Annotated in this window: 19 protein-coding genes; 18 read left to right on the top strand and 1 reads right to left on the bottom strand. The window is 67.4% G+C overall.

Annotated features, from left to right (window positions below; translation table 11 throughout):
- Nucleotides 1–29: 29 nt before the first annotated feature.
- From ABZ833_RS44375 to ABZ833_RS44360, 4 genes are all read left to right on the top strand, one after another.
- Complete coding sequence (locus tag ABZ833_RS44375) at nt 30–2,627, top strand: ATP-binding protein (RefSeq protein WP_361059412.1); 2,598 nt, start codon at nt 30–32, stop codon at nt 2,625–2,627.
- Complete coding sequence (locus ABZ833_RS44370) at nt 2,624–5,020, top strand: hypothetical protein (protein ID WP_361059410.1); 2,397 nt, start codon at nt 2,624–2,626, stop codon at nt 5,018–5,020. The genes ABZ833_RS44375 and ABZ833_RS44370 overlap by 4 nt, the downstream gene beginning before the upstream one ends.
- Nucleotides 5,021–5,095: 75 nt before the next feature.
- A complete protein-coding gene (locus ABZ833_RS44365; RefSeq protein ID WP_361059408.1) occupies nt 5,096–5,764 on the top strand; it encodes a hypothetical protein in 669 nt (222 codons plus the stop codon).
- The gene (locus tag ABZ833_RS44360; RefSeq protein WP_361059406.1) at nt 5,757–7,217 is read left to right on the top strand and encodes a peptidoglycan DD-metalloendopeptidase family protein; all 1,461 of its coding nucleotides are present in this window, start codon (nt 5,757–5,759) and stop codon (nt 7,215–7,217) included. The genes ABZ833_RS44365 and ABZ833_RS44360 overlap by 8 nt, the downstream gene beginning before the upstream one ends.
- Before the next feature lie 138 nt (nt 7,218–7,355).
- On the opposite strand, the gene ABZ833_RS44355 is transcribed toward ABZ833_RS44360, so the two are convergent.
- The gene (locus ABZ833_RS44355) at nt 7,356–8,024 is read right to left on the bottom strand and encodes a hypothetical protein (RefSeq protein WP_361059404.1); all 669 of its coding nucleotides are present in this window, start codon (nt 8,022–8,024) and stop codon (nt 7,356–7,358) included.
- A gap of 606 nt (nt 8,025–8,630) precedes the next feature.
- On the opposite strand from ABZ833_RS44355, the gene ABZ833_RS44350 reads away from it, so the two are divergent.
- From ABZ833_RS44350 to ABZ833_RS44285, 14 genes are all read left to right on the top strand, one after another.
- Nucleotides 8,631–9,128, top strand: a complete 498-nt coding sequence (locus ABZ833_RS44350; RefSeq protein WP_361059402.1) for a hypothetical protein — start codon at nt 8,631–8,633, stop codon at nt 9,126–9,128.
- Between the two features lie 22 nt (nt 9,129–9,150).
- Nucleotides 9,151–11,607 (top strand): ATP/GTP-binding protein, encoded by a 2,457-nt coding sequence (locus ABZ833_RS44345; RefSeq protein ID WP_361059400.1) that lies wholly within the window; start codon nt 9,151–9,153, stop codon nt 11,605–11,607.
- Complete coding sequence (locus ABZ833_RS44340; RefSeq protein ID WP_361059398.1) at nt 11,604–12,620, top strand: replication-relaxation family protein; 1,017 nt, start codon at nt 11,604–11,606, stop codon at nt 12,618–12,620. Before ABZ833_RS44345 ends, ABZ833_RS44340 begins: the two co-directional genes overlap by 4 nt.
- 34 nt (nt 12,621–12,654) lie before the next feature.
- Complete coding sequence (locus ABZ833_RS44335) at nt 12,655–14,004, top strand: ParB N-terminal domain-containing protein (protein ID WP_361059396.1); 1,350 nt, start codon at nt 12,655–12,657, stop codon at nt 14,002–14,004.
- A complete protein-coding gene (locus ABZ833_RS44330) occupies nt 14,001–15,116 on the top strand; it encodes a DUF4417 domain-containing protein (RefSeq protein WP_361059394.1) in 1,116 nt (371 codons plus the stop codon). The genes ABZ833_RS44335 and ABZ833_RS44330 overlap by 4 nt, the downstream gene beginning before the upstream one ends.
- 81 nt (nt 15,117–15,197) lie before the next feature.
- Nucleotides 15,198–15,605 carry a hypothetical protein gene (locus tag ABZ833_RS44325; RefSeq protein ID WP_361059392.1) on the top strand — a complete coding sequence of 136 codons (408 nt, stop codon included), beginning with the start codon at nt 15,198–15,200 and terminating at the stop codon, nt 15,603–15,605.
- A 77-nt stretch (nt 15,606–15,682) separates the two neighbouring features.
- Nucleotides 15,683–18,217 (top strand): hypothetical protein, encoded by a 2,535-nt coding sequence (locus ABZ833_RS44320; protein WP_361059390.1) that lies wholly within the window; start codon nt 15,683–15,685, stop codon nt 18,215–18,217.
- Nucleotides 18,217–20,442 (top strand): hypothetical protein, encoded by a 2,226-nt coding sequence (locus ABZ833_RS44315; protein WP_361059388.1) that lies wholly within the window; start codon nt 18,217–18,219, stop codon nt 20,440–20,442. The genes ABZ833_RS44320 and ABZ833_RS44315 overlap by 1 nt, the downstream gene beginning before the upstream one ends.
- A 16-nt stretch (nt 20,443–20,458) precedes the next feature.
- Complete coding sequence (locus tag ABZ833_RS44310; protein WP_361059387.1) at nt 20,459–20,920, top strand: hypothetical protein; 462 nt, start codon at nt 20,459–20,461, stop codon at nt 20,918–20,920.
- A 133-nt stretch (nt 20,921–21,053) separates the two neighbouring features.
- Complete coding sequence (locus ABZ833_RS44305; RefSeq protein WP_361059385.1) at nt 21,054–21,629, top strand: helix-turn-helix transcriptional regulator; 576 nt, start codon at nt 21,054–21,056, stop codon at nt 21,627–21,629.
- The gene (locus ABZ833_RS44300; protein WP_361059383.1) at nt 21,626–22,054 is read left to right on the top strand and encodes a hypothetical protein; all 429 of its coding nucleotides are present in this window, start codon (nt 21,626–21,628) and stop codon (nt 22,052–22,054) included. Before ABZ833_RS44305 ends, ABZ833_RS44300 begins: the two co-directional genes overlap by 4 nt.
- Nucleotides 22,055–22,537: 483 nt before the next feature.
- Nucleotides 22,538–23,050 carry a hypothetical protein gene (locus tag ABZ833_RS44295; protein ID WP_361059381.1) on the top strand — a complete coding sequence of 171 codons (513 nt, stop codon included), beginning with the start codon at nt 22,538–22,540 and terminating at the stop codon, nt 23,048–23,050.
- Between the two features lie 115 nt (nt 23,051–23,165).
- Nucleotides 23,166–23,555 (top strand): hypothetical protein, encoded by a 390-nt coding sequence (locus tag ABZ833_RS44290; RefSeq protein WP_361059379.1) that lies wholly within the window; start codon nt 23,166–23,168, stop codon nt 23,553–23,555.
- Nucleotide 23,556: 1 nt separating this feature from the next.
- The gene (locus tag ABZ833_RS44285) at nt 23,557–24,330 is read left to right on the top strand and encodes a hypothetical protein (RefSeq protein WP_361059377.1); all 774 of its coding nucleotides are present in this window, start codon (nt 23,557–23,559) and stop codon (nt 24,328–24,330) included.
- Nucleotides 24,331–24,478 lie beyond the last annotated feature (148 nt).

Here is a 24,478-nt window from a genome sequence, read left to right as displayed (position 1 = left end):
GCCACCACCGGCACAGAAAGCAGAACGCCATGCGTCTCCCCGTCCGGCACATCAGCGGCCACCTGATCTGGACCACCGCCGCCACCGTGTGGGCGGTGTGGCGGGTCGACACCGAGAACTACACCCACGCCAGCAGGTCGACGAAGCGTGAGCGCCTGGACTCGCTGGAGGCGCTCTTCAAGAGCCTTCGGGGCGAGGCGCTGCTGCTCAGTCTGTGTCCGAGCGTTGATGCCGCGTCGGTGGTCACCCGTATGACCGCCGGTGTCGACCTCGACCAGTCCCCCGAGTACGTGGACCTGTCGCTCAAGATCCTGGATCAGCTCCAGGATCTCGAGCTGACCGGCCGCGTCGACTTCCTCGCCGTGCCTCTGCCCCACCTCGACTTCAAGCAGAGCTCCCGGGCTGTCATGTCCTCCCTGCAGGCCGAGGTCATGGGCACCCTCGGGCTGCCGGTCGGGCCCATACCCGTGTCCGAGGAGCGCGCGCGGCTGGAGCAGGCCACCCGCCTGTCCGCTGGCTGGCCTTCCGGCATCAAGATGCGGCCGGCCACCGAGGCCGAGATCCTGTGGGTCTACGGGCACAGCGCTCGGCGCGGTTTGAGCGAGCCGCTGCTCCCCGAGGACGGAGTCCCGCGGGCCTTGCGCGGCCGCGGTCACACCGTGACCGCCCACACCCAGGTCATCCTGGACGAGGGCGGCCGCGGAGACCGGCCTTCCCGGGGCCCGACCAACCCCTTCAAGCGCCGCTACCTGCGCGCCACGTCCGAACACGGCGACTCCTACCAGGCGTTCTGCGTGCTCTCGGAGATGCCGGAGGCCTTCCGTTTCCCGGGGTCCGAATACTTGGCGGCGCTCGATGACTTCAGCTTCCCCGTCGACTGGGCCGTGCGCCTCCATGTGGAAACCGGCTCCAAAGCCGAGCCCAAGAGCCGACGCCAGCAGCGCGAACTCGCCCACCAGCGCGGCGAGTACGACGGCGAGACCTCCGGCGTGCCCGCCTCGCTCGACAAGGCGAGTTTCGCCCTCGACGAGTACCGCGACCGGCTCACCGCTTCCTCGACCGAGGTCGAAATCCGCGCGACCGTCGCCGCCTGCGTCTGGGGCACGACCGCCGAGGAGGTTGACGAGAAGGCCACGTCCCTGGCCAACCACTTCGGCGGCAACGACTACACGCTGGTCCGGCCCACCGGCGACCAGGTCGCGCTCTTCCACGGCATGCTGCCCGGCACCAAGGTGCCCCGGCCGATGCTCGACTACACCCAGTACCTCCTCGCACGTGACTTTGCGATGAGCATGCCCTTCTGCGGGGCCGGCCTAGGTGACGACTCCGGCAGCCTCTTCGGCCTCCAGCTCAACGGCGGTGGCGTACGCCCGGTCCTCGTGGACTTCTCCCACGGCCCACGGGTCAATGCCAGCGCTAGCGCCGCGTTCGTCGGCGAGCTCGGATCCGGGAAGTCGGTCGCGATGAAGTGCGCGATGTACTCCATCCTCACCACCGGCCACCGGGCCGGACAGAGGAACTCCCGCGGCCGCGCCCTGGTCATCGACCGCACTCCGCAGCAGGAATGGTCCCGGTTCGCGAGCGCCTGCCCGGGCACCACCCAGATCATCAACGTCGACGAAGACGCCGGTGTAAGCCTCGATCCCCTGCGGGTCTTCCGCGGTCCGCGCGCCGCCCGTTACACAGAGTCCTTCCTGACCCCGCTCTTGGACATCGGATCGATGAGCGTCGCGGGCATCACCCTCGCCGAGGCGATCGAAGCCACCCGGCTCGGGCCTCAGCCGAGCATGACCGCGCTGATCGACACCCTCGCCGACCGAGCCCGCACCCTGGACCCGGAGGAGCCGAACGACGCCGCGGTGCGCGCCGCCGCCTCCGAACTCGTCCGCAAGCTGCGCTCTTTGGCCAAGAAGGACCTCGGCCGCGTGATCTTCGACCCCACCCTGCCGGTCGTACGGATCACGGCCGCCGACAGCATCGTCTTCGCCGTCGACCGTCTGGGACTACCCACCAAGGAGGAACTCTCCGAACACCGACTGCCTTCACTTGAGGTCGAGAAGCGCTTCGGCTGGCGGCTGATGTATCTGATGACAGCGCTGTGCAGGGAGATTGCCTTCGCCGACCCGAACGAGTTCGCGGGCGTCTTCCTCGACGAGTGCTGGTGGCTGACGGCATCCGCTGAGGGCTCTGGCCTCCTGCTGGAGTTGATCGCGGACGGCCGCAAGCACAATGCCGGCGCCTTCGCGGGCTCGCACGACCCGTACGACATCGGCCCCAAGTCCGAGGTCGGCGACAAGATCCGGGCGCTGCTCTCCCACATCTTCGTCTTCCGGCACCGCAGCAAGACGCTCGCGGCTAGGTGCCTGGAGTTCTTGGATCTGGACCCGGCCGACGGCGAGATGGTCAAGGTGATCACGGAGAACCTCAGTCCGCTCAACGTGAGCGAGGCCGAGCGCCTTCTGCGCTCCGGCGAGTGCCTGTACCGGGACCTGCGCAAGAGGATCGCCGGGCTCAAAGTGCTGATCCCGGCCGACGAGGACGTCGCCGCCGCGATCTACACCACCCCTGGTCAGGAGCAGGACGCGACCGATGAGGTCGTCGCCGTGGCGGACGGAGCGTTGGCATGAGCCCCTCCCCGCGGAAGATGGCCAGTAGGCGGCGCCTCGGCCTGATCGCACTGCTGCTGGCCCTGTTCACGATGATTCCGGCCCCCGCAGCGTTCGCCGACCCTCCCCCCGCACCCGCACCGAGCACATCAACGACTCCGGGAAAGCCAGCCGACGGTGGCCCCAATGCCAAGGATCTGACGAAGAAGCCGAAAGACGCCAGCGACGGCCTTCTCCAGCCCTTCAACGTCACAGACAAAGAGGGCGTCCCGATCAGCGCCTACACCGTCAAGACAGACACCGGCGGCTGGAAGGACATCGACCTCAAGATCTGGAACATCATCGCCCAGCTGTTCTTCGGCCTGTCGAAGTGGGTTGTCGGCTTCACCTGCTGGCTGGTCAAGTGGGCGCTGAACTTCGGGCTGGCCGACGTCCTGGTCGGACCCGTCGACCAAATCTCCGGCACAATCAAGAACCAAGTCATCGACCGGCTCGGTCTGCCCGGCCTGTTCCTCCTGTTCGCGGGCTTCTACTCGGGCTGGCTGATCCTGTTCAAGGAGCGCTCACGCGGCTTCGCTGAGATCGGCGTGTCTCTGGTGGTCGCCGCGGTGGCCACTACCGTGCTGGTCTCACCCGCCCAGGTCCTGCTCGGCCAGCATGACCAGCCACAGCCGCAGGGTTCGACCATGCTCCTGTCGGACGACGGGTTGTTGGGCAAGGCCAAGGACTTCACCCTGGAGGTCGCCTCCATCGTGCTGGCCGACGACCCGACAACCGCGAAGGGCAGCTCCGATCCGGACAACGTGGCGAAGCCGATCACCGATGCGCTTGTCGAATCGTTCGTCGTCAAGCCCAACCAGCTCATGGTCTACGGGACCACCTTCGACGGCGCCTGTGACAACGCGTTCCGTGAGTTCAAGCTCGCCGAGTACAACCTGAACGAAGTCGGCGGCAACTACTGGGACGCCTTGATCAGTGACTCGATGTACGACACGAAGTTCATCGACTCCCTGAACAAGGCGTCGGACAAGTTCGATGATTCCTGCGGTGACACGAAGCCCAAGGCCAAGCGGGCCTCGGCCGACCTCGCCTTCTCCGCCGTGTTCGTCGCGATCGCCGCCGTCATCGTCGCCATCCTCATGATCCTCGTCACCGGCGGATTCCTCACCGCGCAGGGTTGGTTGGCATTCGAGGCGATCCGCGGCCACTGGGCCCTCGCCGCCGGCATTCTGCCTGGCGGCGGCCGCGCCACGCTGTGGCGCTGGGTCTCCGCGATCACCAAAGCGGTTCTCGGCATTGTTCTGGCCGTCCTCTTCCTGGCCATCTTCATCCTGATCGTCCTCGTGCTGATCGAGGCGGACACCGGCGACGTCCTGGCAGTGAAGTTCATCGTCATCGACGTCACTGCAGTGGCCGGACTGGCGGGCCACAAGCGCATCAAGCAGACGGCCCAGACCATCGCTGTCAACTTGAACCGCAGGCTCGCCAACGCCCGCGTCGGCGGCAGCCGCCGCTCAGTGTTCGCGAGCCCCGGCCGTTATGCCGAGACCGCACCCGGCCTCAAGCAGATGTGGGGTGAGGCCCGCGGCGAGGCGCGGCGTGCTTCCCAGCCGGTCGGCCAGGGACTCAAGGCCGCCCGAAACGCCTGGGTCGGCTCACCCCAGGCCAACCGCAAGGCCAGCCGCCTGCGGTCGGCCGCGCGGGTTGCCACGAACGCCGCAGCTGCAGCGGGCACCGGCGGGGCGAGTGTGGCAGCGAAGGCCGCCGCTCAGCAGGTAGCCAAGCAGACCCTGACGAAGCGCCTCACCACGGCCGCGGCCCACAAGATGTCTCAGACCAGAGGCGGCCGAGCCACGATGGCCACGGGCAAGGCCGCTGCAACCACCGCCAAGTACGGTGCCAAGACAGGCAAGTTCGCATTCATGGCCACCCTCGGCGCGCCGGTGGGTATCCCGCGCGGTGTCGCCGCGACCAAGCGGGGCGCAGCCGCAGCTGGCGCCCGGGCCGAGCAGGTGCGCGACCAGCTCAAGGACGTCAAGCAGCGCACGATCGACAAGAAGGTCCAGGAGGGCAAGGACTTCCGTGACGAGTACGTGCGCAACGTGGTCACGGCTGGCAAGTTCGTTGCAAAGGCCGGCACGAAGGCTCAGGTGAACCTGGGTCTGGCCACGATCCAGCCGGGCCCCGGCTCTTCCGGGCCGCCCGGCCCTCGGGCAGCCGCGATCGCCCCGCCGGTTCCCGGCGCCAAGACGCCACCCCCCACCAAGCCCTCTGCGGCGGTCGCCACCGGGGTGCCGACGATGCCCACCCCGCCCTCCCCGGCACCGCCGGCCCCGGCGAAGCCCGCATCCGCGCCGCCCAAGACCGTTCGGCGCGCCACCCGCCCGGCCGGACCGCCCAAACGGCGGCCGTAAGCACACAGGGCCGGGGCCGCCCTAGGCCCCGGCCGCCCGGATCACCGCACCAGAGCCATCCGACGGGGGACTCCCATGCCCGAAACCGATGCCAAGTCCGCCCGGCAGGGCACGATCGCGCTGTTCGTCGCCTCTGCAGCGATGGCGACCATCGGCGTCTTCCTGCTGTTCGGTACCGGCAGCAGCGAACATTCGGACACCAACGCCGCTGCCCCCACGGCGACCGTCCCCGCGTCTGGCTCCGCCAGCCGCAAGTCCCCCACGCCCCGCGTCCCATCCTCAACTCCCGCGGCGGCGGCCTCGGAACCCGCAGCGCCGAGGGCCCCCCGTACGGTGCCGGGGCCGATGCAGGATGCCGCCCGTGCCTTTGTGATCGCGTGGGCGAGCCACGACGCGCGGCCCGGCGGGGACACGTCGTACGACGACGCCTCCCGGCGCGCTGCCGATCACGCCGCAGGGGAGCTCGCGAAGGATCTACGCTCTCGGTCAGGCGGCAGTGCCGGCACGAGGCAGTGGCTGAGCTGGAAGGCCAACCAGGTCAGGGTTACGGCCGCGGTCGTTCGGGTCTCGCTGCCGGACGGGGCCCCCTCCCTCACCCGGGACTCCGGTTTCGCCCGGGTCCTCTACAAGGTGGTTCAGAAGCCGGGGGCCGGGCCGCCCACTGCGGCACAGCAGCATGTCGCGCTCAAACTCCGACGGGGCGGGGACGGCGCCTGGCGCGTGGTCGGGCTGCCCGATGTCTGAGCAGAGGGAGTCGAAGCTCGGCAGGAAGCTGCTGATCGGTGTCCTGGTCTCGAGTCTGCTCGGCTTCGGCCTGATCTTCGCCGCGGTCCTGTCGCTCACCTCCGCCATCGGTGAGGACAACACAAGCAAAGCCTTGGAGGGCGCGGGCTTTGGGGGCGGGATCGCGGAGAGCGCGGACGTTCCCGACTGGCTGCGGCCCATCATTCTCAGCGCAGTTGCGAAGTACGGATGCAAGGAGGTCACCCCGTCGCTGATCGCCGCCCAGCTCTCCCAGGAGTCGGGCTTTCGCACGAATCCGCCCGACGGCGGTGCCGGGGCACTCGGGATCGCCCAGTTCATCCCAGGCACGTGGGCGGCCGAGGGCATCGACGGCAACAACGACAGCAGGAAAGACCCGCTCGATCCGGAGGATGCTGTTCCGGCGATGGTGTCCTACGACTGCAAGCTCGCCAAGATCATCCGTAAGGTCCCTGGCGACGTGGTGGACAACATGCTCGCCGCGTACAACGCCGGCGCCTATCCCGTGCAGAAGTACGCCGGCGTCCCGCCGTACGAGGAGACCCGCAACTACGTGCGCACGATCCGGGCGCGGGCCGAGAAATGGGCAGCACCCATGGGGGACAAGACCTCCGGCGGCCTCAGCCAGGTCGTCACCGCGGCGAAGAGGGCCCTCGGCAAGCCCTACTTGTTCGGCGGCAACTGCCGGCCGCCCTTCGCCGAAGGAGCGGACCGCTGTGACTGCTCCAGCTTGGTCAAGTACGCCTGGAGCAAGGTAGGGGTGAACCTGCCCCGCTCCACCTACGACCAGGTGAACGTCGGTACCAAGGTGAAGTCGCTGACGGACCTCCGGCCCGGCGACCTGATCTTCTCTGTGGGCAGCGTTTCGGCCCCCGAACACGTGGCCATGTACATCGGGAACAAACAGACCATCGACGCCCCGCGCACCGGCACCACAGTCCGGATCAAGCCCCTCTCCTACTGGCAGGCGCAGATCCTGATGATGAGGCGCCCGGACTACACCGAGCCGACCAAGGACAAGGGCTCCGGGAAGTGGGGCACACCGGTATCCGACAGGTCGCTTGGCACCCGGTACCGCGCGTCGGGGTCCATGTGGTCCAGCGGTTACCACACCGGCGTCGACTTCCCCGTCCCCACGGGTACCCCGATCCGTGCAGTCGGCCCCGGAACCGTCGTGATCGCCGACTGGTCCAACGCGTACGGCTACCAGGTCGTGATCAAGCACGCGGACGGCCAGTATTCCCAGTACGCCCATCAGTCCAAGCTGGCCGTCGCAGAGGGCCAGAAGGTGAGCGGAGGCCAGCGCATCGGCAGCTCGGGAGCCACAGGCAACGTCAGCGGCCCTCATCTGCACTTCGAGATACGCAACGGGCCCGAGTACGGGTCGGACATCGACCCCCTGCGCTATCTGCGCAGCCACGGGGTCAAGATCTGACCGTTGCTTCCGGCGCCCGCTGCCCCGACCTGGCGGTGGCCTCTCGCAGGGAAGGTTGAGCATTCTCATCGAACGTTGCGCCCTTGCCGACGGGGCGCCTGGATGAAGCGCGTCCCGAGTGCGCGCCAGCGGTCCCGGTCAGAGATCTAACCGAGATGGGGCACGTCGGTCAGGGTCGTCGGCCTCGCGGATGTCGATGCCCGAGCCGTCAGGATCGTCCCCGAGGAGCGTTCTGTTGACCGCCGTTTCATCCTCGTCTGAGTGGGCCCGTGGTACCGGGTGAGGGCCGCTGATCACCTGCTGGTCGGACACCGTTTCCGCGGCGTGAGGGGTCGTTACCAGAGGCACCGTTGGCGGGGGAGGGTCAGTGACGCCAGCGTAGTGGCGCAGTAAGCGGGTCAGCTCGTTCAGGTGGCGCACGTTGAGGTTGTGCAGGGCCTCACCGACGATGCGGGTCGTGTCGTCAGTGAGGGCCAGGAAGGTGGGGTGCAGGATGTACTTGCCCACCTTGACCGCCGCCTCCAGCGTCCTGTCGCCGCGGGCCAGGTCGGTGACGAGAGCGGCGGTCCATCCCTCGGCCGAGGCGTCGGGGAGCATAAACCGTCCGAGGGCGTCGAAGGCGTCGGCCGTCCGGCTTTCCCCGGGGTGCGGTACGTCGGGCTGGCCCGGCACGCCGGCCTGGCCAAGGTCGGCCTTCGCCCAGCTGTGCGCCCGCATGTGCACGGCGAGAGCAAGAGCGGTACGGACGAAACCCTCCTGCGCTGCCTCCCCGACCGGCGGATAGTCCGGCATGTCGGAGCCCAGCATCGCCTGAGTCTGCCCGGCCAGCAGGCCGAGAGCCCACGTCCGCCGAGCCGAGTCCGGAGGCTCCCGCTGCAGCTCATGGGCCGCGTCACGGGCGGCCCTCAGTATTCCGTGGGCCCGCTGGTCGAGGATCTCAGGTGTACGGTCGTCGGCATCCACGTTGCTCCCCCTCCCCAGCCGGTCCGACGGTACGAGCGGGAATGGCCGGCAAGCCCAGGATGCCCCGCCCGACGCCGTTGTTCCAGGCGCAGTACCGAATGCGGCAGAGGCTGGCTGGCCGGGGACAGCTCCGCCAGTCCCAGCACCTGCCGATAGTCCCTCAGTACCGTTGGAACGACTCGCAACCCGCCCCGGACCGGCACCGCCTCGGTTCTACGCAGTCCGGCACTCAACCTTCAGTGAGAATGCTCAGCCTTCGTTGCGACGGATCAGGCGGCGTGCGCTGGTCTGCACGGCCAGCTGAAGAAGTCCCAGCCGGAGTGTCACACCAAGCCGGACCCCGACACCTGTAGCAGACGACAGACCCGTCCGCTTTGGAGGTGCCACCGTGCTCTCATTCTTCCCCCACCGCGCCCCGGCTGCGACCAACCCGTCCGAGGGCAGTGAGCGATGACCACGAGTGATCTCGTCGGCGACACGATCGGCGTCCTGAACGAAGTCCCCGGTCGCGCCGAGCAGATCGCGAACTGGTCCCTGAGTAACGCCTGGTGGATCGCCGTGCTCGCGCTCGGCGTCGGCGGTGCCCTCGGCACCGGTCGCTGGCTGCTCTGCCGGAGCTCGATGGCTGAGCGGACAGCACTGGAAGTGCTACCGACGACCGGCTTCGATCCCAAGGTTGAGGAGGTTGTGCGCTTCGGACATCAGATCGCACGCGCGCACAAGAGCGTCTCGCGCTGGCTGTTCTCCCCTCCTCGAGGCACGGCGGTCCGTGTCCAATTCACCTGCTCCGGTGGGGCACTGTCCATGCGGGTGGAGGGGCCCACGAAGGCGATGTCCGTACTACGCCACCAGGGCTACGCCCAGGTCGAGATGCGGCCCGTCGAGACCGGTGCAAACGCTGCTCGCGACCGGCCCCAGATCCGGCTCGGCACTCAGTCCGCCACCTGACGCATCGCAGAACAGGAAGACCATGACCACCGCTCCCGGCCTGGCCACCCCATCGCCCCCCGACCTCACCAAGGGCCAGATAGATACCCGAGACACGCCCGCTCGGAAGATGCACTACGCCCGGGCCGAGCTCGCCTTGGCCCTCCCCGACCATCTCGCCCTGCGCGAAGTACCGCTTACCCCGGATCCGCTTGAGGCTCTGGCCAACGCGGTCGCCGATGTACGTGAGGATCTCGGCGAGAGCGCCGACGTCGTCCTGGATCTCGTTCCCGTCGCCCCGTCCCGCGTCAGCAGCCGTCGCCAGCGGCTGCTGGCCCAGGCCCGCCGCAACCCCGCCGAGGAGCCAGCCATCCCCGGCATGCCGCAGCGCACCAACCGCTTCGGCTTCGACCTCGGCGCAGTGATGTCCGAGATCGGCTCCGAAATGAAAGGTCACCAGGGTGCCGCTGCGCGACAGCGTCCCCACAGCCAACGACCGCGCATTCACCGCACGGCCGACATGAAGGCCGCCTTGGGCAAGCTCGCCCCCGGTTCCGAGCCGGTCTTCTCGCTGCAGCTCCTCGTCCGCACCTGCGCACAGGATGCTGATCGGGCCCGCATACTCCTCGATCAGATCCTCGCCGCCCTGGAGCCGTGGTCCGGCGACAACTACCTGCGGCCTGTCGGGCTCCACCTGGGCATCACCCGGGTCCGAGCCGACCACTGGATCTACCGGAGCCGGTTCGACCGCCGCTTCGAGACCGGGCTATTCACCCCGCGCCGCAACTCCTGGGTGACAGCGGAGGAGATCGCCGGTCTCCTCAAGCCGCCCACCAAGCACAACACCGCCGCCAACCTCGCGCGCTCAGGCGGGGTTGTCCCGGCGCCGCCCGCCGCTCTGCCGACCTGGACGGGACAGCCCGAGCTTCTCCCTCTCGGCTGGGTGGCCAAACCCGGCGGCGGGGAGCGTCTGGCCGGCGTTCCGCTCAAGTACCTGCTGTTCGCCCTGTCCCTCGGCAAGTCAGGCTTCGGCAAGACCGAGATGTCCCTGGTCCAGGCGATCGCCTTGGCCCACAACGGGTTCGGTGTGCTCTTCCTCGACCCGCACGGAGACGGGTGGGCACGAGCACGGCCCTACCTCGCCCACAAGGACCTGGCCGACCGGATCTGGGAGATCGACCTGACCAGCCCCGAACTCGACAACATGGTCGGCTCCTGGAACCCCCTCTCCATGGAGCGCCGCCGCGAGGCCGAGATCCCCGACCTCGTCCAGTACATCGTCACCGGCTTTGCCGCAGCGCTCAATTGGTCCGACTCCGCCGGCCGCGCCAAGACCATCCTGACGCGCGCGGTCGAGTCCCTGGTGTACCTGTCGTGGCACGTCTGCCGTGCGGGTCGACCGGACCTGGCGCCCACTGTCTTTCAGATCCGCACGATCCTCACCGACGCCGTCTGGCGCACCCAGGTGCTGCCCTACTTGCCCAAGGACATACGGGACTTCTGGGAGAACGTCTTCCCCTCGTACTCCAAGGAGGCAGTGCCGGTCGTCACGAACATCATCGAGCGGCTGTCATCGAGCAACGCGATCAAGGCATTCCTCGGGTCGAGCCGCTCAACGTACGACATCCGCCACGCTATGGACACCGGGAAGATCGTATTCGTCTGTCCGGCGGGCACGGGCGACGTCGACCGCATCATCAGTTCCCTGCTGATCTACGACCTGTTCCGGGCCGGTCTGTCCCGGCGCGACACCCCTGTCGGTCAACGCCGGGACTTCTTCTCCTTCATCGACGAACTGACCAGCGTTGACGGCGCGTCGAAGGGCACACTGGCCCAAATCACAGAGCAGTTGCGGAAGTTCAACGTCAAGCTCCTGGCGATGACACAGATGGCACAGCGGCTGAGCCCCACCACACGGCAGGGCCTGCTGCAGAACCTGTCGATCCTCTCCACAACGGCGTCCGACATCGACGAGGCAACCCTGGTGACCCGCCGTTGGGGCAAGAAGGTGGCGCCCGACACCATCACCACGCTCAACCGGTACCAGTACGTGATTTCGGTGACCCTCGACGAGGGCCAGACCGACCCCTTCCGCGTGCGAGGTGCCGCGGTCGAAGACCTCTACGCCGACTACTACCGGCCGCAGAACGAGGAGCGGCTGACCAGGGCCATCGACGAGAATCTGCAGCGCCGACTGGTCCGAGACATCCTCGCCGACCTGCGCCGCCTGGACATTCGCCTGCGCCAGTTCATGGTCACCCTCGATGTGCCGCCGGACGATGACGACCCACAGGAGCCCGACGCCGACGAGACCGCCCAGCCCGACCATGACGGTCCGACCGGGCCAGCCGGCGGGCCGCCGTCCGCGAGCGCGGAGAACCCCCGCGTCCACGACAGCGAAGGCCCTGTCATCAGCGGCGGGCAGCCAGACCCATCCGACGACGCCCTCGACAACGTCCGCTCGCTCAATCCCCACCAGAACCAGTCGAGGCTCGGATGACCCTGCACCTTGTCGAATCGCCCGTGACACCGGCCCGTACACGCAGTTTCCACACCATCGCCCGCCAGGCCCTGGAACTGCTCTACCAGCACCGGGTGCTTTCGACCCAACAACTGCACGTCCTTCTCACCTCGCCCGAGAAGCGGGCGGACCGCCCCTACTACCTGCTCAAACAACTGGCCGAGCTCCACAAGGCGGGCCTGGTAAGCCGGATACGGGCCCAGGGCGGGGGTGCCGGGCCCGGCCGGGTCCGGACAAAGCCGTTCCTGTGGTTTCTGACTGAGTCCGGTGCCGAGTCTGTCGAGGAAGCTGGCGAACTGCCCATCCGTCCCTACAGGGTCACGCCCGATTCCGTGGCCAGCGCCCGACAGGCGCACACACTCGCGCTCAACGACACCGGAATCGCCTTCGCCGAGCACGCCCGGCGCCTCGGGCACGAGTGCGGGCCGCTGGACTGGATCCCTGAGGTCGCCAACCGCATCCGCGACGGGCAACGCCGCTTCGAGGACGACCACGTCATCAGCGACGCCGTACTCAACTACGTCCACGTGGCGGGCGGTCGGCGCACCATGCTCAGCTTCTTCGTCGAACTGGACCGGGCCACGATGACCTCCGCACGACTGGCCGCGAAGATCCAGGCATACGGCCGACTGTACGAGTACGTACCGCAGGGGCCGGATCGTGCGCGCCGGATGCCGAACGCAACCCGTCCGGCGTGGATGTACAACTACCCCGTCTTTCCAAGGGTCCTGGTGATCCTGGATGCCGCGCCGCCCCGGCACGGGGAGCCGGATCGCCGGGCAAAGCGCCTGGCGGCACGGACGGAGGACCTCTACACACGCGCAGCCGCGGACGTCCGCCTCAGCCGTCTCAAGGGCGATATCGCGATCGGCGTCACGACTTTGCAGCAGCTCCAGCAGCACGGTCCCTGCGCCGACATCTTCACTCCGCTCTTGAGAGGCACGCCCTCCGCCCGGCCCGCCCCCACCGACTTCTACCTCGCCACGAAGTGATCTGCCGCTGAAGCGGCCTGAAGGAAGCAGCGCGATGACCAGTACCTCGCTCGAGGCGCCGCCCGACGGCGGGAGCATGATCCGGCTCACTGAGATCCTGCACCGCAGCGTCAAGCTGCGGCAGCGGCGATTCGACATGCTTCCGCTGCGCGGCGCGGGGGCGCCCTTCACCGAGGCCCAAGCACGCAATCCCTCCGATTCGCTTCCACCCTCGGAACTCGCGGATCTCATCTCCTCCATGTCCGTCGTCGGACTCCTGGAGCCGGTCCTGGCCGAAGAGATCGTCGTCGACGGCCGGGCGCCGACCATCCGCCTGGTCACCGGCGAGCGGCGCCTGCGTGCCATGCGTTGGGGCGCCACCCACCGGCCGGACAACCCGCACTTCCAGGCCCTGCCCGCGGTGGTCTGCCCCGGCCCTCTGAGCGACGAAGAACGCCACATGTGGAGGTTCGTCGAGAACTTCGCCCGTGAACCCCTGCGGCCCGGCGAGCAGGCCGCCGCACTGCTGTACCAACGGTGCGCCATCCTCGTGGGCAAGCTCCTGAAGGCCGGCAAGCCCGTCCCCCAGGAGGTCTATGCCATCCCCGACCCGGCGGAGCGCTTCAAGGCCCTGGAGAAGATCCGTGGCACCGACCACAGCTGCGCTGCCCCATGGAGCGAGGTCCTCAGCCGCCTGGGGCTTCAACTCAACGAACGCAAGGCCGGCGAACTCGTGCGCGCCTTCCGCGCGCTGCCTCGTGAGCTCACCGAGGAGATGGACGAGGCTGCGGTCCGCCTGAACACTCGCATTCGCTACGCCGAGCTCCGCAACGGGCGGGCGGAAGCTGCCCAGGGGATCTGGGCCGCGTTGAAGACCTCCAAGCGGCTCCACCTCCTGCCGACAGCCGTGAACGTCGGCCTGGAGGAGCCCGAGCTCGGACCGGACGAGATCATCGCGGAGGCGGAGGAACGGCAGGACGTGGCCAATGCCGGCCGGCGCGCGAAACTGAGCCGCGTCCTTGCCACCGGCGAGACGCCCGGCCCGCCCGAGGCCGATGAGGACAGCACCACGCCGCTCGCCCCTGAGCAGGAGAACTTGGCTGAAGGTGCAGTCACCGAGGGGCCGCCGCCGTCGCGCGGCCCGATGGCAGAGCAACAGCCTGAGGCAGCCTTCGAAGAGGCACAGCCGAAACCGGCCGTGGAAACGGACGTCGTTCGCGCCGCCCTGGACGGCGTCCGCAGTCTGCTGCTCGAGGTCCGTGCCGGCAAGGAGATCGCCCGCTACGACCGCGGCTCCCTGCGGCTCGCCCTGCGAGAGCTCGGCACCCACCTCGACGACAGCCACGGCTCCGCTCAGCCGGATCACACCACGGACACCACACACGAAGGAACCGAAGCAGCATGACCAGCATCTCCCTGCCCACCCCGACCGTCGGCGTGCCCCTCCCCGGCCGAGGCTGCGACTGCAACGCCTGCGCGTTCTACGCCGGGCCCGACGGCCGGGGCGGCCCAGCCACCGTCGAGTCCCTGTGCTCGGGCACCAATTCCGATTGCCGGTTCTGCGGCTGCGCCGCGGCAGAAGCGGACGCTCCCGCAAACGCCTGCGCGACCCGCAAGTGCCCGATCCGCTGCGGAAGCCGGACCGACATCGCACAGTGGATGGCCGACGTCGGCGGCACGCTGACCTTCGACGACATCAGCATCGACAGCCCCTTGCCCGAAGGCCTGCCTCCCTTCATCCCCATGACCGACGGCTCCTCCGTCACCAAGCTCGACACCAGCCTGAACTGGCCGGCCTACGGCGTGGGCCTGCGACGGGTCTTCTCGCCCGACACCCACACGCTGTACCCGCGGTTCACCGAGCAGTCCGCGCGCCAGGCTCTCGATCTCAAGCCGCACCAGAAGGCGGTCCTCGTCGGCTACGGCGAGGACCCGCTCGTCGAAGCGTTCTGGACCAGGCGGCAACGCGACGACCTCGTCGAGCGGATCGCGGAGCAGCAGTGGGATCTGGTGCTGTCGTGCAACTACTCGATCTACGGGGACTGGCCCAGGACCGAGCACTTGTTGAACATGCGGCGCAGCCTGATACTCGCTCAGGAGTTCGCCGAGGCCGGGGTGCCGGTCGTGCCGAACATCTACTGGTTCCGGCTGGAGGACCTCGAGCGCTACCTGACCTGGATCGATGACACCCGGCCTGCGGCCATCGCCGTGAACGTGCAGACCGTCCGCGACAACGCCACCTGGGACACCTGGGAGCGGCCCGGCCTGCACTGGCTGGCCGCGAACCTTCCCGACGACATGCCCGTCATCCTCACGGGTCTGTCCCGCACCAACCGGATCGCGGAAATGGTCCAACTCTTCGGCACCCGCTTGACCCTGATCTCGCAGAATCCACACCAGTACGCCCTGCACGGCGCCGTCATGACCGCCAACGGCCGCGAAGACGTCCACGCGCGGTCCGAGGACGCCTTCGCCGTGACGGTCCAGTACATGGCCTCGCTGCTGCCGCCTCGTTGAAGCTTCTCCGCCCTCACTGTCACACCGGCGGCTTCACCCACACCTGTAGCAGGTGACACCCCCGATGGGAGGAGCCTTCCGATGACCGATCCCGATCAGCTCGACCGCCAGGCAGCCGATGGGCCTACAACGACATCGGCCTCTTCCGCCTGGCGTCTGTGGATCCTCCTCGTGTGGCACCCCGCTCTGGGCATGCCTGTCGACCCCGTCGCCGTGCTGGCGCTCGACGAGGACCCCAAGTCGACAGCCCGCCTCGTGCGCTGGGTCCCTCTGGTCTACGACCCGGCCGATCCGTGGCGGGAGCGCCTGGGTGAGAGCACTTCGGCCGAGGACATCGAGCGCTGGATCGCGCAGTCCGGCAGTGCCTGCGCGATCGAGCCTGCGGCTGTCCCTGCCGCTGCGACCGACCTCGCGCATGCCGCCGACCTTGTTCTGGACGAGTTGCTCGCCGAAGTCATCCCCACCCTCCCTCCACGAGGTGAGGTGTGATGGGGACGGGGAGCAAGTCCAGCCACGCGTCCTACGCGGTGGGGCCCACGACCGCATCCGAGGGGACGGAAGGACCGGTGGCCGAGGCGCCGGAGCAGCCCATGTCCGGCCAGGAGATCCAGGCCAAGGCCGAACTGCTGATGGCCATGAACACCATGGCCGAGATCGCCGAACCCCCGTTCGCGATCGACATCGAAGATGCCGTCCCCGAGGATCCAGTAGAGCGGTACGACGCGTTTGTCAACCAGGTCGAGTTGGCCCAGGAGGCCATCGAAAAGCTGAAGGAGGAGGGCGCCTCCGAGGAGGAGATCGAGGCCCACACCAAGGCGCTCAAGGCCGAGACGGCCGCGTTCCTGAACTCGCTCGACGAGGACGATCTGCGGGAGATCGCCGCGGCCAAAGGATTCGAGCACCCCGCGCTGGTGGGTCTGTCCGGCAAAGTCCCGATCCAGCACCCCCTGGTCCACTGGCTCGACCCGGCCTACCCCGGCGACATCCCGTCCAAGCAGAAGATCCAGGCAGCAGCCCTAAACCGCTATCAGCAGCTGCTCGCCGGCGACAAGGTCGGCGGAATGACGTTGGCCGACCTGCACCAACTCGAGGGCACCGAGCCGCCCGTCAGCGGCGGCTCCTGGTCGGCGACGCCGGAGCAGGCGGAGGCGGCCAGTCAAGCTCTCGCTGAAGCCATCAGCGCCTACAAGCACGCCGCCGCGTACACGGCAGACGGGCAGAAGGGCGAGGCGCTGCAGAAGCTACTGGCCGCCGAGCACAAGGTGGCAACGGCGGACTGCCCTGAACTCGGCGATGACCTCGAAAAGGCGAAGGCTCAAGCCGGGTTCATGGTCGGCCACGCTCTCGCCCTCAGCTCCGTGCTGCCGAAGGACGTGCAGCCTCTGGTCCAGCAAGCCGTTGCAGCCGGGGACATGACAGAGACCGAGGCGAAGCACCTCACCCCGCGCCAACTCGTGATGCTCCTACGGTCACCGACGGAGAGCGAAGCAGCCGCGCTGAAGGACATTGCCGTCCAGCGGCAAAAGTTGCTCGCCGATCTCGGTACCGCCTACGCCACGCACTCCGCCCTCGCCCCCGATGGCAACCTTCCGGCTCCAGGAGAGCCTGGGGCGATCGCTGCGTGGGCTACCAATGCCGGTGAGCTCAAGGCCATGCAGCAAGCAGCGCACGGCTGGTACGCCACGAGCCAGCAGTCATTGGCCGCGGACCCGTTCGCCGAGCATCCGGGGGCCGATACAGCCAAGTACCTGCACCCGGAGAAGCTCACCAACGACTTCAAGGCTTGGGCCAAGGAACAGAAGCTCGCCGAACTGCGCGCTGTCGCTGGCGAGCTGGGGATGGACAACAACGCCGATGCCACGCGCGCGCAGGTGCAGAACTACATCGCGGCGAGCTTCAACCCCAAGTACGACCAAGAGGCAATCAAGGAGAAGGTGTCGGCCGCCGCGGCGAAGAAGGCAGCCAAAGCCGCGGCCGCCGCAGCACCTGAACCCAAGCCCGGCGGTGAATTGACATCCGACGGGGCGGTCCAGGCGCTGGCAAGCAAGATGCCGGCCAACGGCGGTGCCGCTTCGGCCGCCGCCGGGGAGCCCTTGGCGCCCGCCGCAGCGAAGACCGTCACACCAAAGGCGGTGAAGGCTCCCAAACCGGGGTCGTTCAAAGCCAACATCCAGGCGCTGATGGCCGAGGTCCAGCACGCGAAGGCGACCAACCAGGACGTGCCAGCCCGTGTCGACGCCAAGGAGGTCGCCGGATGGACCTTCGGAACCGGCATAGCGGCGAACAACCTCGGCGGGACGTACGCCAAGACGGTGCACGACGGCCCCGACGGAGCGAAGTGGCTTTTCAAAGCCGACCACAACCACGGCGGTGCCCTGGGCCACACGGAGGCAGCCGCATCTCACGTCTTGTCCATGGGCGGCGTCCCGGCGGTTCCCGCCTACCACCACAAAAAGGAGGACGGAACAACCGGCAGCATCCAGCCGATGCTTCAGGGCGCGAAGCCGTTCACTTCAAGCCCGGGCCAGTGGACGCAGTCCCAGGTCGATGCGATCGTCCGCTCACACGTCGGCTCCTGGTTCATCGGTGAACATGACGGCCACCAGGACAACTGGTTGGAAACTCCCTCCGGAGGCCTGGTGCAGATCGACCGCGGCCAAGCGTGGAAGCACTTCGGCCAGGACAAGTTGTCGATCGACTACGCCCCCAGCGGCGGCGGCGGGTTCACTCCCGTGCACCAAAAGCTGTACCAGTCGGCTCTCAGCGGTGGCCTCGCCAAGGGCGTCAAGCTCAACCCGGCCGCGGCGCACCCAGTGATCAAACAGTTCGAGTCCATGCCGGATGCACAACTGCGCTCCGTCCTGCACTCCACCGCGCATGAGGGGGCCAAGACCGGTGTGGCATGGGTACCACAGATGCGCAGCCGGGCTGCCAAAGCCCTGAAGATCCCCCAGTCCCAGGTGACGCACGAGCAGATCGCCAGCACGTTCCTGGATCACGCCGTGGAGAGGAAGAACAGCTTGCGCGAGGATTTCTCCGACTTCTTCGTCAAGCAGCTCAAGCTGCCCTCCGGCGCCTCCCTCAAGCACGGAGGTAGCTGATGGGCACCGGGTCGAAATCCAGTCACCAGAGCTACGCGGTCAGCCCGACCGCGCTCGCCCAGAGCCCTGACGCTGCAGTGAACCTCGACGGCGCTACGCCCGCAGACGAAGGCACCGTACTTACGGGAGCAGCGGGCGGCGCGGAGATCGAGATGCCAGAGCAGTCGCCACCAGCACTGGATGTCGCTCTTGCAGCCGACGGCGTCGACGCGGAGACCGGGGATGAGCCCTTCAACGGGGATGCAGTTTTCCACGAGCTGTTCGCGGACGAGGACCAGGCTGCATCCGATTCCCTCGAACCCCCTGCTCTCGGTGAGGATGCGCAGTCGAGTGGTGAGGAGCCGACGACAGGTGACGAGGCCCTGCTGCTCGCAGAGGGGGTCCAGCACGGCGAGGAGGAAGAGGAGACCGACCCGCCGCTGACACCAGTTCCCGTGGAACTTCCAGTCGGGCAACCGACCGGCACCCCGATCCTGGTCGGCGGGGATGACTTCATCAGTTCCGAGGCCGCGCTCGTCGCGTACGACTCGGCTGACGGTCCGCGGGAGGTGCTCCTGACCCATGTGTCCGAGGAGGCTGAGGAGAGGCTGCTCGACTCGCTGAGCATCCCTGGCACGCACATGGAGGAGATCGAAGTTGAGGAGGAGGTCAAGGAGCGCCTCGGCCTCGACAAGGACCAGAAGCTGGGCGAGTTGACCTCGAAGGCGGTCAGCTCGGTGCAGCACAAGCTGAAGAACAGCCTCCCGGTGTCGGAGCAGTCGATCGCCAAGCACCAGGCAGCCGTTGACGCCGTGTCTGCGGTCCTCAACGACCCGTTGATCAGCGACGACGAGAAGACGATGGCCCAGCACTACATGGACCAGCTGGACCTAGTGAAGGACAAGATCGACAACGGCGGGGCGCCGCTGCCCTGGATGGGCCCGTACGAGGTGACCGAGACCAAGATGGTCACCAAGCAAGTCGCGGTGCCCGACGGCGAGCCGGAGCCGGGAACGCTCCCGGCCACCGTCCGCCAGGCCAGCCGGATCAAGGCTTCCCTGGACCCCGAGACCGGGAAGAGCTCCTGGGACGGGGCCAGCCGCAGCCAAGCAAATGGGACCGAGTACGAGATCGATATGGGCGACGGCTGGAAGGCCGTCTACAGGCCGTACAAGGAGAACGACCCTGCCAGCACGGAGTATTCACTGCGCGGGCAACTTGAGGTCCACGCACCGGCCGGCGCCGGCCACGGCAAAGATCTCGTAGAGCGGCTGGAGCAGCTGCACCTGATGAACAAGCCGATGACAGCGGCCGAGGGCGAGTGGACGTACCTGTCGAACAACATCAAGGCGCAGGGCCTGGGCAACGCGGCCGGTATGAAGGCGGCCATGGAGACGGCTCAAGGTCTCCAAGACCTTCAGGTCCAGGAGATCGTGCACACGCGCATGGAATCCCTGATGGGGCTGGACAACGAGGCCCTGCAGACGCAGATGAAGCGGATCCATCTGGAGGCGGCCCACAAAGTGCTGCCGCTGAAGGTCGAAGTCGTGCGCGATGCGGTCGCCAAGGCGGCCGGGTTCTCGAGTGGCGCCGACCTGGCGGCCAGCCCCGGCTACGAGCCGACACCGGCGACGACCGGGAAGTGGCTTTCGTGGTCGCGCTTCGACGTCACCGGCAAGCAGGAAGAGATCAAGGCGGCCTTCGAAGGACGGTCGCTGACCCACAGCCTCGGCGGCGGCGACCTCGCCAGCCTGCTCGGCACCGGCGTCCTGGCCTCCACAGAGAAGCGGGCCGTCATGGGCATCGGCAGCGGGGTAGGGATGAGCGAGCAGGACGACAAGATGACCGGTGGCGCCAACTCGGTGTTCTTGCGGGTCCAGAGCAGCAAGGACTACCTGGGCGGAGGAGTGCTGATCTGGGATGACCCCACTGTGCTCATGCGTCGCAGTGACTACTACGCCTACAACGGAGACCATTTCGGAGCCGTCAACCCCGATCACTACAAGTACAGCAAGAACGCCATGACCCAGGACCCGATGAAGATCGCCCAGTTCACCGGTGGTGCCAACGAACTGATGTTCAGGAACGGCGTCGACCTGCTGGGCGCGGAGGCACCCAGCCGCATCGTGTGTCAGTCCGCCAACGAACGCAAAACGATCCTGGCCTCATTCGCAGCCCGGGGCATCACCGAACTCGGCGGTAAGCCGGCAGAGGACGTCCTGTGCCTGGCCGACGACTACGCCTGATACAAGGAGCTGTACAATGGCATCGGACAAGCAGTGGCGGCAGCGGTTTTCAGACCTCCTCGCCGGCAACCACAGCACCACGGGAGACCCCGTCGACGCGGGCGCGCGCCTGATCGTCTTCGACCCCGACGGCAGCGAAGCCTTCCGCGCCGCGCTCGCCCGTCACCACCAATTCGAGGACGACGAACAGTTCGTGTGGATCAGGCCGCTCGTCGGCGGCCAGAACACCGCGGACGGGTACCTGTTCAACCTCGGGGCGGCTCGGCGCCGTTGCCTGCAGTGGGAGAGCGTCCGGCTCCTCGATGACGCGGTCGAGATGGACCTCGCCCACGGGCAGCGGGCCCGTATCGAGCCCGCAGTTGGACCCGAGCTGACAGAACTGGCCAGGTGGGATGACTTCACCCATCGGCTCACGCCCGAGGAGGATGCGGCGCTGCGGCGCCTGGACGCGGATTCCTGGCAGGGCCGGTATGCCTAACGGGCAGCACGGGGGGCGACGCCCAAGGTGCCAGTAGGCGTATTGGCATGATGACCACGCGGTCCCTCGGACCGTGACCACGAATCTCAGGTCGGCCGCTCGGCCGGCGCAGCACACTATGGAGGTGAGCAGCGTGACAGCACGCCGTCGCGGCGTACGCGGCTTCGACGGATCCGTGCTCCGTGCCGTCCGCACCGCCCGGGGCATGTCCGAGGAGGACCTCGGCCGTGCCACGGGGATGTCGACCGCCCTGATCTGCGCCTATGAAGACGGTCGGCGCGTCCCGGAATGGAAGACACTGGCTGCGCTCGCGGTCAGCCTCTCGACCACGGTCGGCGGGCTGCGGCCTGGGCGTGCCGCCACGATGGAGGATCTGCGGTGTGGTGTCGGCCAGGACCAGGCGGTCGCGGCCGCGGCTGCCGGACTGTCACGCAGCGGGTACGCCATGCTCGAGAACGGACACACGCGCACCCTGAAGCCCAGCGTTGCGGCCAAGTTGGCAGCCTCGTGGAAGGTCGACGAGGGCCAGGTCGTTCGGGCCCACTCGGCAGGTATCCAAGCCATTGGCCGGCAGGCACTCGTTCTCGAGGGCGCCGTGCTGGACGGGCTTGCCTCCCACTTCGGGGTATCACCCCAAGCTCTACTCGACCTGGCCCGCACCATGCAGAACCGGGCCGACCGCAACCAGACAGAGAGGAGGAACTCATGACCGTGCACCGTGGACATCCAGTAACCGACACCCGGCACGCAGCGCTGCGCAGTCCGCTGCCCGAGCACGAGCGCGACCTCCCGGTCGACGTGACCTGGCTGCGCCGGCGTGCCAAGCAGTTCGCGTACGTTTCCCAGCGGACCTTCCATCTGGTCGTCGATCTCCAGGCGTACGCCTCGGTCACCGGCGTGCCGTTCTTCGCGCACTACGCGGCCCAGGTCTACCGGGGCCCGGAGAACGCCCGGCTGACCGTTCCTCTGATGGCCGTCAACCTGTCGCTGGTCACGACGCGTGAGGAAGCGGACCGCGCGCTGGCGCACGAAACCATGCATTTGGTCGTGCCGTCATACGGTCACAAGCAGGCGGCATTCACCCGCGCCCAGCTCATGCTCGACGAAGTCGGCCAGTTGACCGTCGCAGCGTAGGCGCCGTGTGGTTGGCGGGTTGTTGGCTAGCCGCGCAGGAGGCCAACAACCGGACGCCGACCATCTGCTGGGTTCGTCCGGCACTTCGGCGGGAGGGGCCCTGGCCTGCGTGCTGAAGTTGCGTAGCGCACTGCCGAAGCCTCGTTCCGTCTCATCCAGTCCTTCAGCATCCGCACTCTGACGGCAGGGCAAACCGATCTCGACCTGGCTCAACTCCAAGTGAACGTCCCCTTGCTGAAGTTCCGGACGAGATGCTGAAGCACCGAGCCGCGCCCGACAACCACTTCGACGGCAGTTCGAGACTGCGCTGCCTTCAGCAGGGCGTTGCAGTATCTGTTTTCAATATGTAGTGTGATTCTCGTGGGGCGGGGGACCCTCCTACTCCATGGCCGCCGTCAGCGGTTCTTGATTCCCGCTCGGGCCCAAGGGCCGCAAGCGCGCCCGAGATCCCGGGCTCCATCCGATCCCTATCTCGGAGAAGCCATGCCGAGCACAATGATCAATCCTGCCCTCAGCCCCCTTGAGCTCGCCGCCGTCACAGCGGCGACGAGGCGCGCACAGACCGGCCGGTCCACTCCCCTGAGCCCCGAACCGAGCCTTCACAGCGAGAAGGACGGCGAGCTCACATGGGTGGAGCGGGTGTTCCGCCATCGCCTCCGCCTCGGTGCTCTCGATCGCCCCGTCGCCGTCCGCGCCGACTACGACCGCGTCCACCCGCTCCTGACAGGCGGTCAGCACTATCGCGCAGTCGCCCTGACCATCCCTTTCACAAACGGCGCGCTCAACTTCCTGGCCACGTACGACGAGCACCGGCGCCTCACCATCGACCTCGTCGACCGGTGCCCCCACTGCCAAGAGCCTGTCCCCACCGAGGAGATCAACTGCGCGGAGGATCTGGGCGACTACTTCCTCCAAGCACGTGACGCCGTCGGCGGATCCCCCCGATTCCGCCGGTCCCTTGCGCACACCGTCGATTGCCCCGCACGCGGCAACTGATTCAGTCCTGAACTCCCCACACGGCGCCCCCGGCTCAGTACGAGCCGGGGGCGCCCTGCATGGAGCCCGCTTACCCCGACTCACCATCTGCGCTTTCCACTTGGGAGACCCCGCCATGAATCGTCTCGACTCCGACCAGGACCAGAGCCCCTTCGGTCTGGTGGTCGCTTCACCCGGCAGCGCGGTGCCGCCGATCTGGACGGACTGGCTGCTGTTCATGGTCCCGCTCTTCACCACAGAGATGCGGGACCTCACCAACGCCGAACTCGCCCGATTGCGCACGGAGGCCGCAGACCTGATTGCCGGTCACGGCGACGACGCCCAGTACGGCGGTCAGCACCGGGCCGGGGCGCGCACCGCCATCGCCAGGGCCCTCGCCCTCCTTGCGTGGGCCGAGGGCGGCGTGACCGCGCTCGGGATCCACGCATGCGTCCGGCCCCATACGGGCTGCCCCGGCCGGTTCGACGCCACGCCCTGTACTGCCCCGGAAGAAGGAAGTGACTGACATGGCCGAGACCACCAGCCCGACGAAGCGAAGCCCCCGCAAGTGGCTCCTCACCCAGAATTCGGACTTGCGGAGAATCGGCGTCTACAATTGGACGCTACCCGCTTTTGTCGTTACTCTACCCGACGGTAGTAATTTCAATGTCTGCCCCCAGGCCGGGGCGTGCGCCAAACTTTGCTACGCAAGAGTTGGAACGTATCGCTTCAAGAATGTGCTCGCTGCACACATTCGCAACCTCCTCCTCTGCCGGGATTCCCCAAAGGAGTTCGAGGAGCGAATGACAGAAGAATTGAGTCACCGGCGATACGAAGGAAAGTGGATTCGTTTGCACGATTCTGGTGAATTCTTTTCCGATGAATACTTGCTCACCTGGATGCGAATCATGGACAGCGTTCCAGCAGTCGGCTACTACTGCTATACCAAGGAAGTCAGCCGCTTCAAGCGTCTCGTCGAGAACCAGCAGCCTGACAATTTTCTCTGGTGTTACAGCCTGGGAGGGAAAGAGGACCACCTCCTCGACCTCGAAACTGACAGGCATGCCGATGTGTTTCCCGATCTGGAAGCGCTTATTTCCGCCGGATACTCCGACCAGTCAGAATCGGATCTCCTCTCCGTGCTCGGAGACTCACCACTCGTGGGGATTCCAGCCAACCGCATCAAGCACCTCTTGAAGAAGCAGGGACAGGAAACGTTCGGAAGCCTGCAACGCGCGCAGGACGCAAAACTGGCAGCAAAGAATTCGGGCGCGCCGCGCGAGTTGACGTTGGCCCACTGACCAGTCGACTCAACCTGGGAAGCGTGTGGGGGGGGGGGGGGGGTTGGGCCCCCCCCCCCCCCCCCCAAAAAAACAACCCCCCCCCCCCAGGAGGGCCGCCCGCCCGAGGTGTTAACAACAACCCCACCCAAGAAAAATAAAACACCCA

This window comes from Streptomyces sp. NPDC047525 (genome assembly GCF_040643025.1).
Taxonomy (GTDB): Bacteria; Actinomycetota; Actinomycetes; order Streptomycetales; family Streptomycetaceae; genus Streptomyces; species Streptomyces durmitorensis.
The sequence above is the reverse complement of the archived record's forward strand: the minus strand, read 5'-3'. Positions and strand labels throughout refer to the sequence as shown.

What these genes read in the sequence shown, in the direction of transcription:
- ABZ833_RS44375 (WP_361059412.1), top strand. Translation starts at nt 30, where the DNA reads ATGCGTCTCCCCGTCCGGCACATCAGCGGCCACCTGATCTGGACCACC.
- ABZ833_RS44370 (WP_361059410.1), top strand. Translation starts at nt 2,624, where the DNA reads ATGAGCCCCTCCCCGCGGAAGATGGCCAGTAGGCGGCGCCTCGGCCTG.
- ABZ833_RS44365 (WP_361059408.1), top strand. Translation starts at nt 5,096, where the DNA reads ATGCCCGAAACCGATGCCAAGTCCGCCCGGCAGGGCACGATCGCGCTG.
- ABZ833_RS44360 (WP_361059406.1), top strand. Translation starts at nt 5,757, where the DNA reads ATGTCTGAGCAGAGGGAGTCGAAGCTCGGCAGGAAGCTGCTGATCGGT.
- ABZ833_RS44355 (WP_361059404.1), bottom strand. Translation starts at nt 8,024, where the DNA reads ATGCTGGGCTCCGACATGCCGGACTATCCGCCGGTCGGGGAGGCAGCG.
- ABZ833_RS44350 (WP_361059402.1), top strand. Translation starts at nt 8,631, where the DNA reads ATGACCACGAGTGATCTCGTCGGCGACACGATCGGCGTCCTGAACGAA.
- ABZ833_RS44345 (WP_361059400.1), top strand. Translation starts at nt 9,151, where the DNA reads ATGACCACCGCTCCCGGCCTGGCCACCCCATCGCCCCCCGACCTCACC.
- ABZ833_RS44340 (WP_361059398.1), top strand. Translation starts at nt 11,604, where the DNA reads ATGACCCTGCACCTTGTCGAATCGCCCGTGACACCGGCCCGTACACGC.
- ABZ833_RS44335 (WP_361059396.1), top strand. Translation starts at nt 12,655, where the DNA reads ATGACCAGTACCTCGCTCGAGGCGCCGCCCGACGGCGGGAGCATGATC.
- ABZ833_RS44330 (WP_361059394.1), top strand. Translation starts at nt 14,001, where the DNA reads ATGACCAGCATCTCCCTGCCCACCCCGACCGTCGGCGTGCCCCTCCCC.
- ABZ833_RS44325 (WP_361059392.1), top strand. Translation starts at nt 15,198, where the DNA reads ATGACCGATCCCGATCAGCTCGACCGCCAGGCAGCCGATGGGCCTACA.
- ABZ833_RS44315 (WP_361059388.1), top strand. Translation starts at nt 18,217, where the DNA reads ATGGGCACCGGGTCGAAATCCAGTCACCAGAGCTACGCGGTCAGCCCG.
- ABZ833_RS44310 (WP_361059387.1), top strand. Translation starts at nt 20,459, where the DNA reads ATGGCATCGGACAAGCAGTGGCGGCAGCGGTTTTCAGACCTCCTCGCC.
- ABZ833_RS44300 (WP_361059383.1), top strand. Translation starts at nt 21,626, where the DNA reads ATGACCGTGCACCGTGGACATCCAGTAACCGACACCCGGCACGCAGCG.
- ABZ833_RS44295 (WP_361059381.1), top strand. Translation starts at nt 22,538, where the DNA reads ATGCCGAGCACAATGATCAATCCTGCCCTCAGCCCCCTTGAGCTCGCC.
- ABZ833_RS44290 (WP_361059379.1), top strand. Translation starts at nt 23,166, where the DNA reads ATGAATCGTCTCGACTCCGACCAGGACCAGAGCCCCTTCGGTCTGGTG.
- ABZ833_RS44285 (WP_361059377.1), top strand. Translation starts at nt 23,557, where the DNA reads ATGGCCGAGACCACCAGCCCGACGAAGCGAAGCCCCCGCAAGTGGCTC.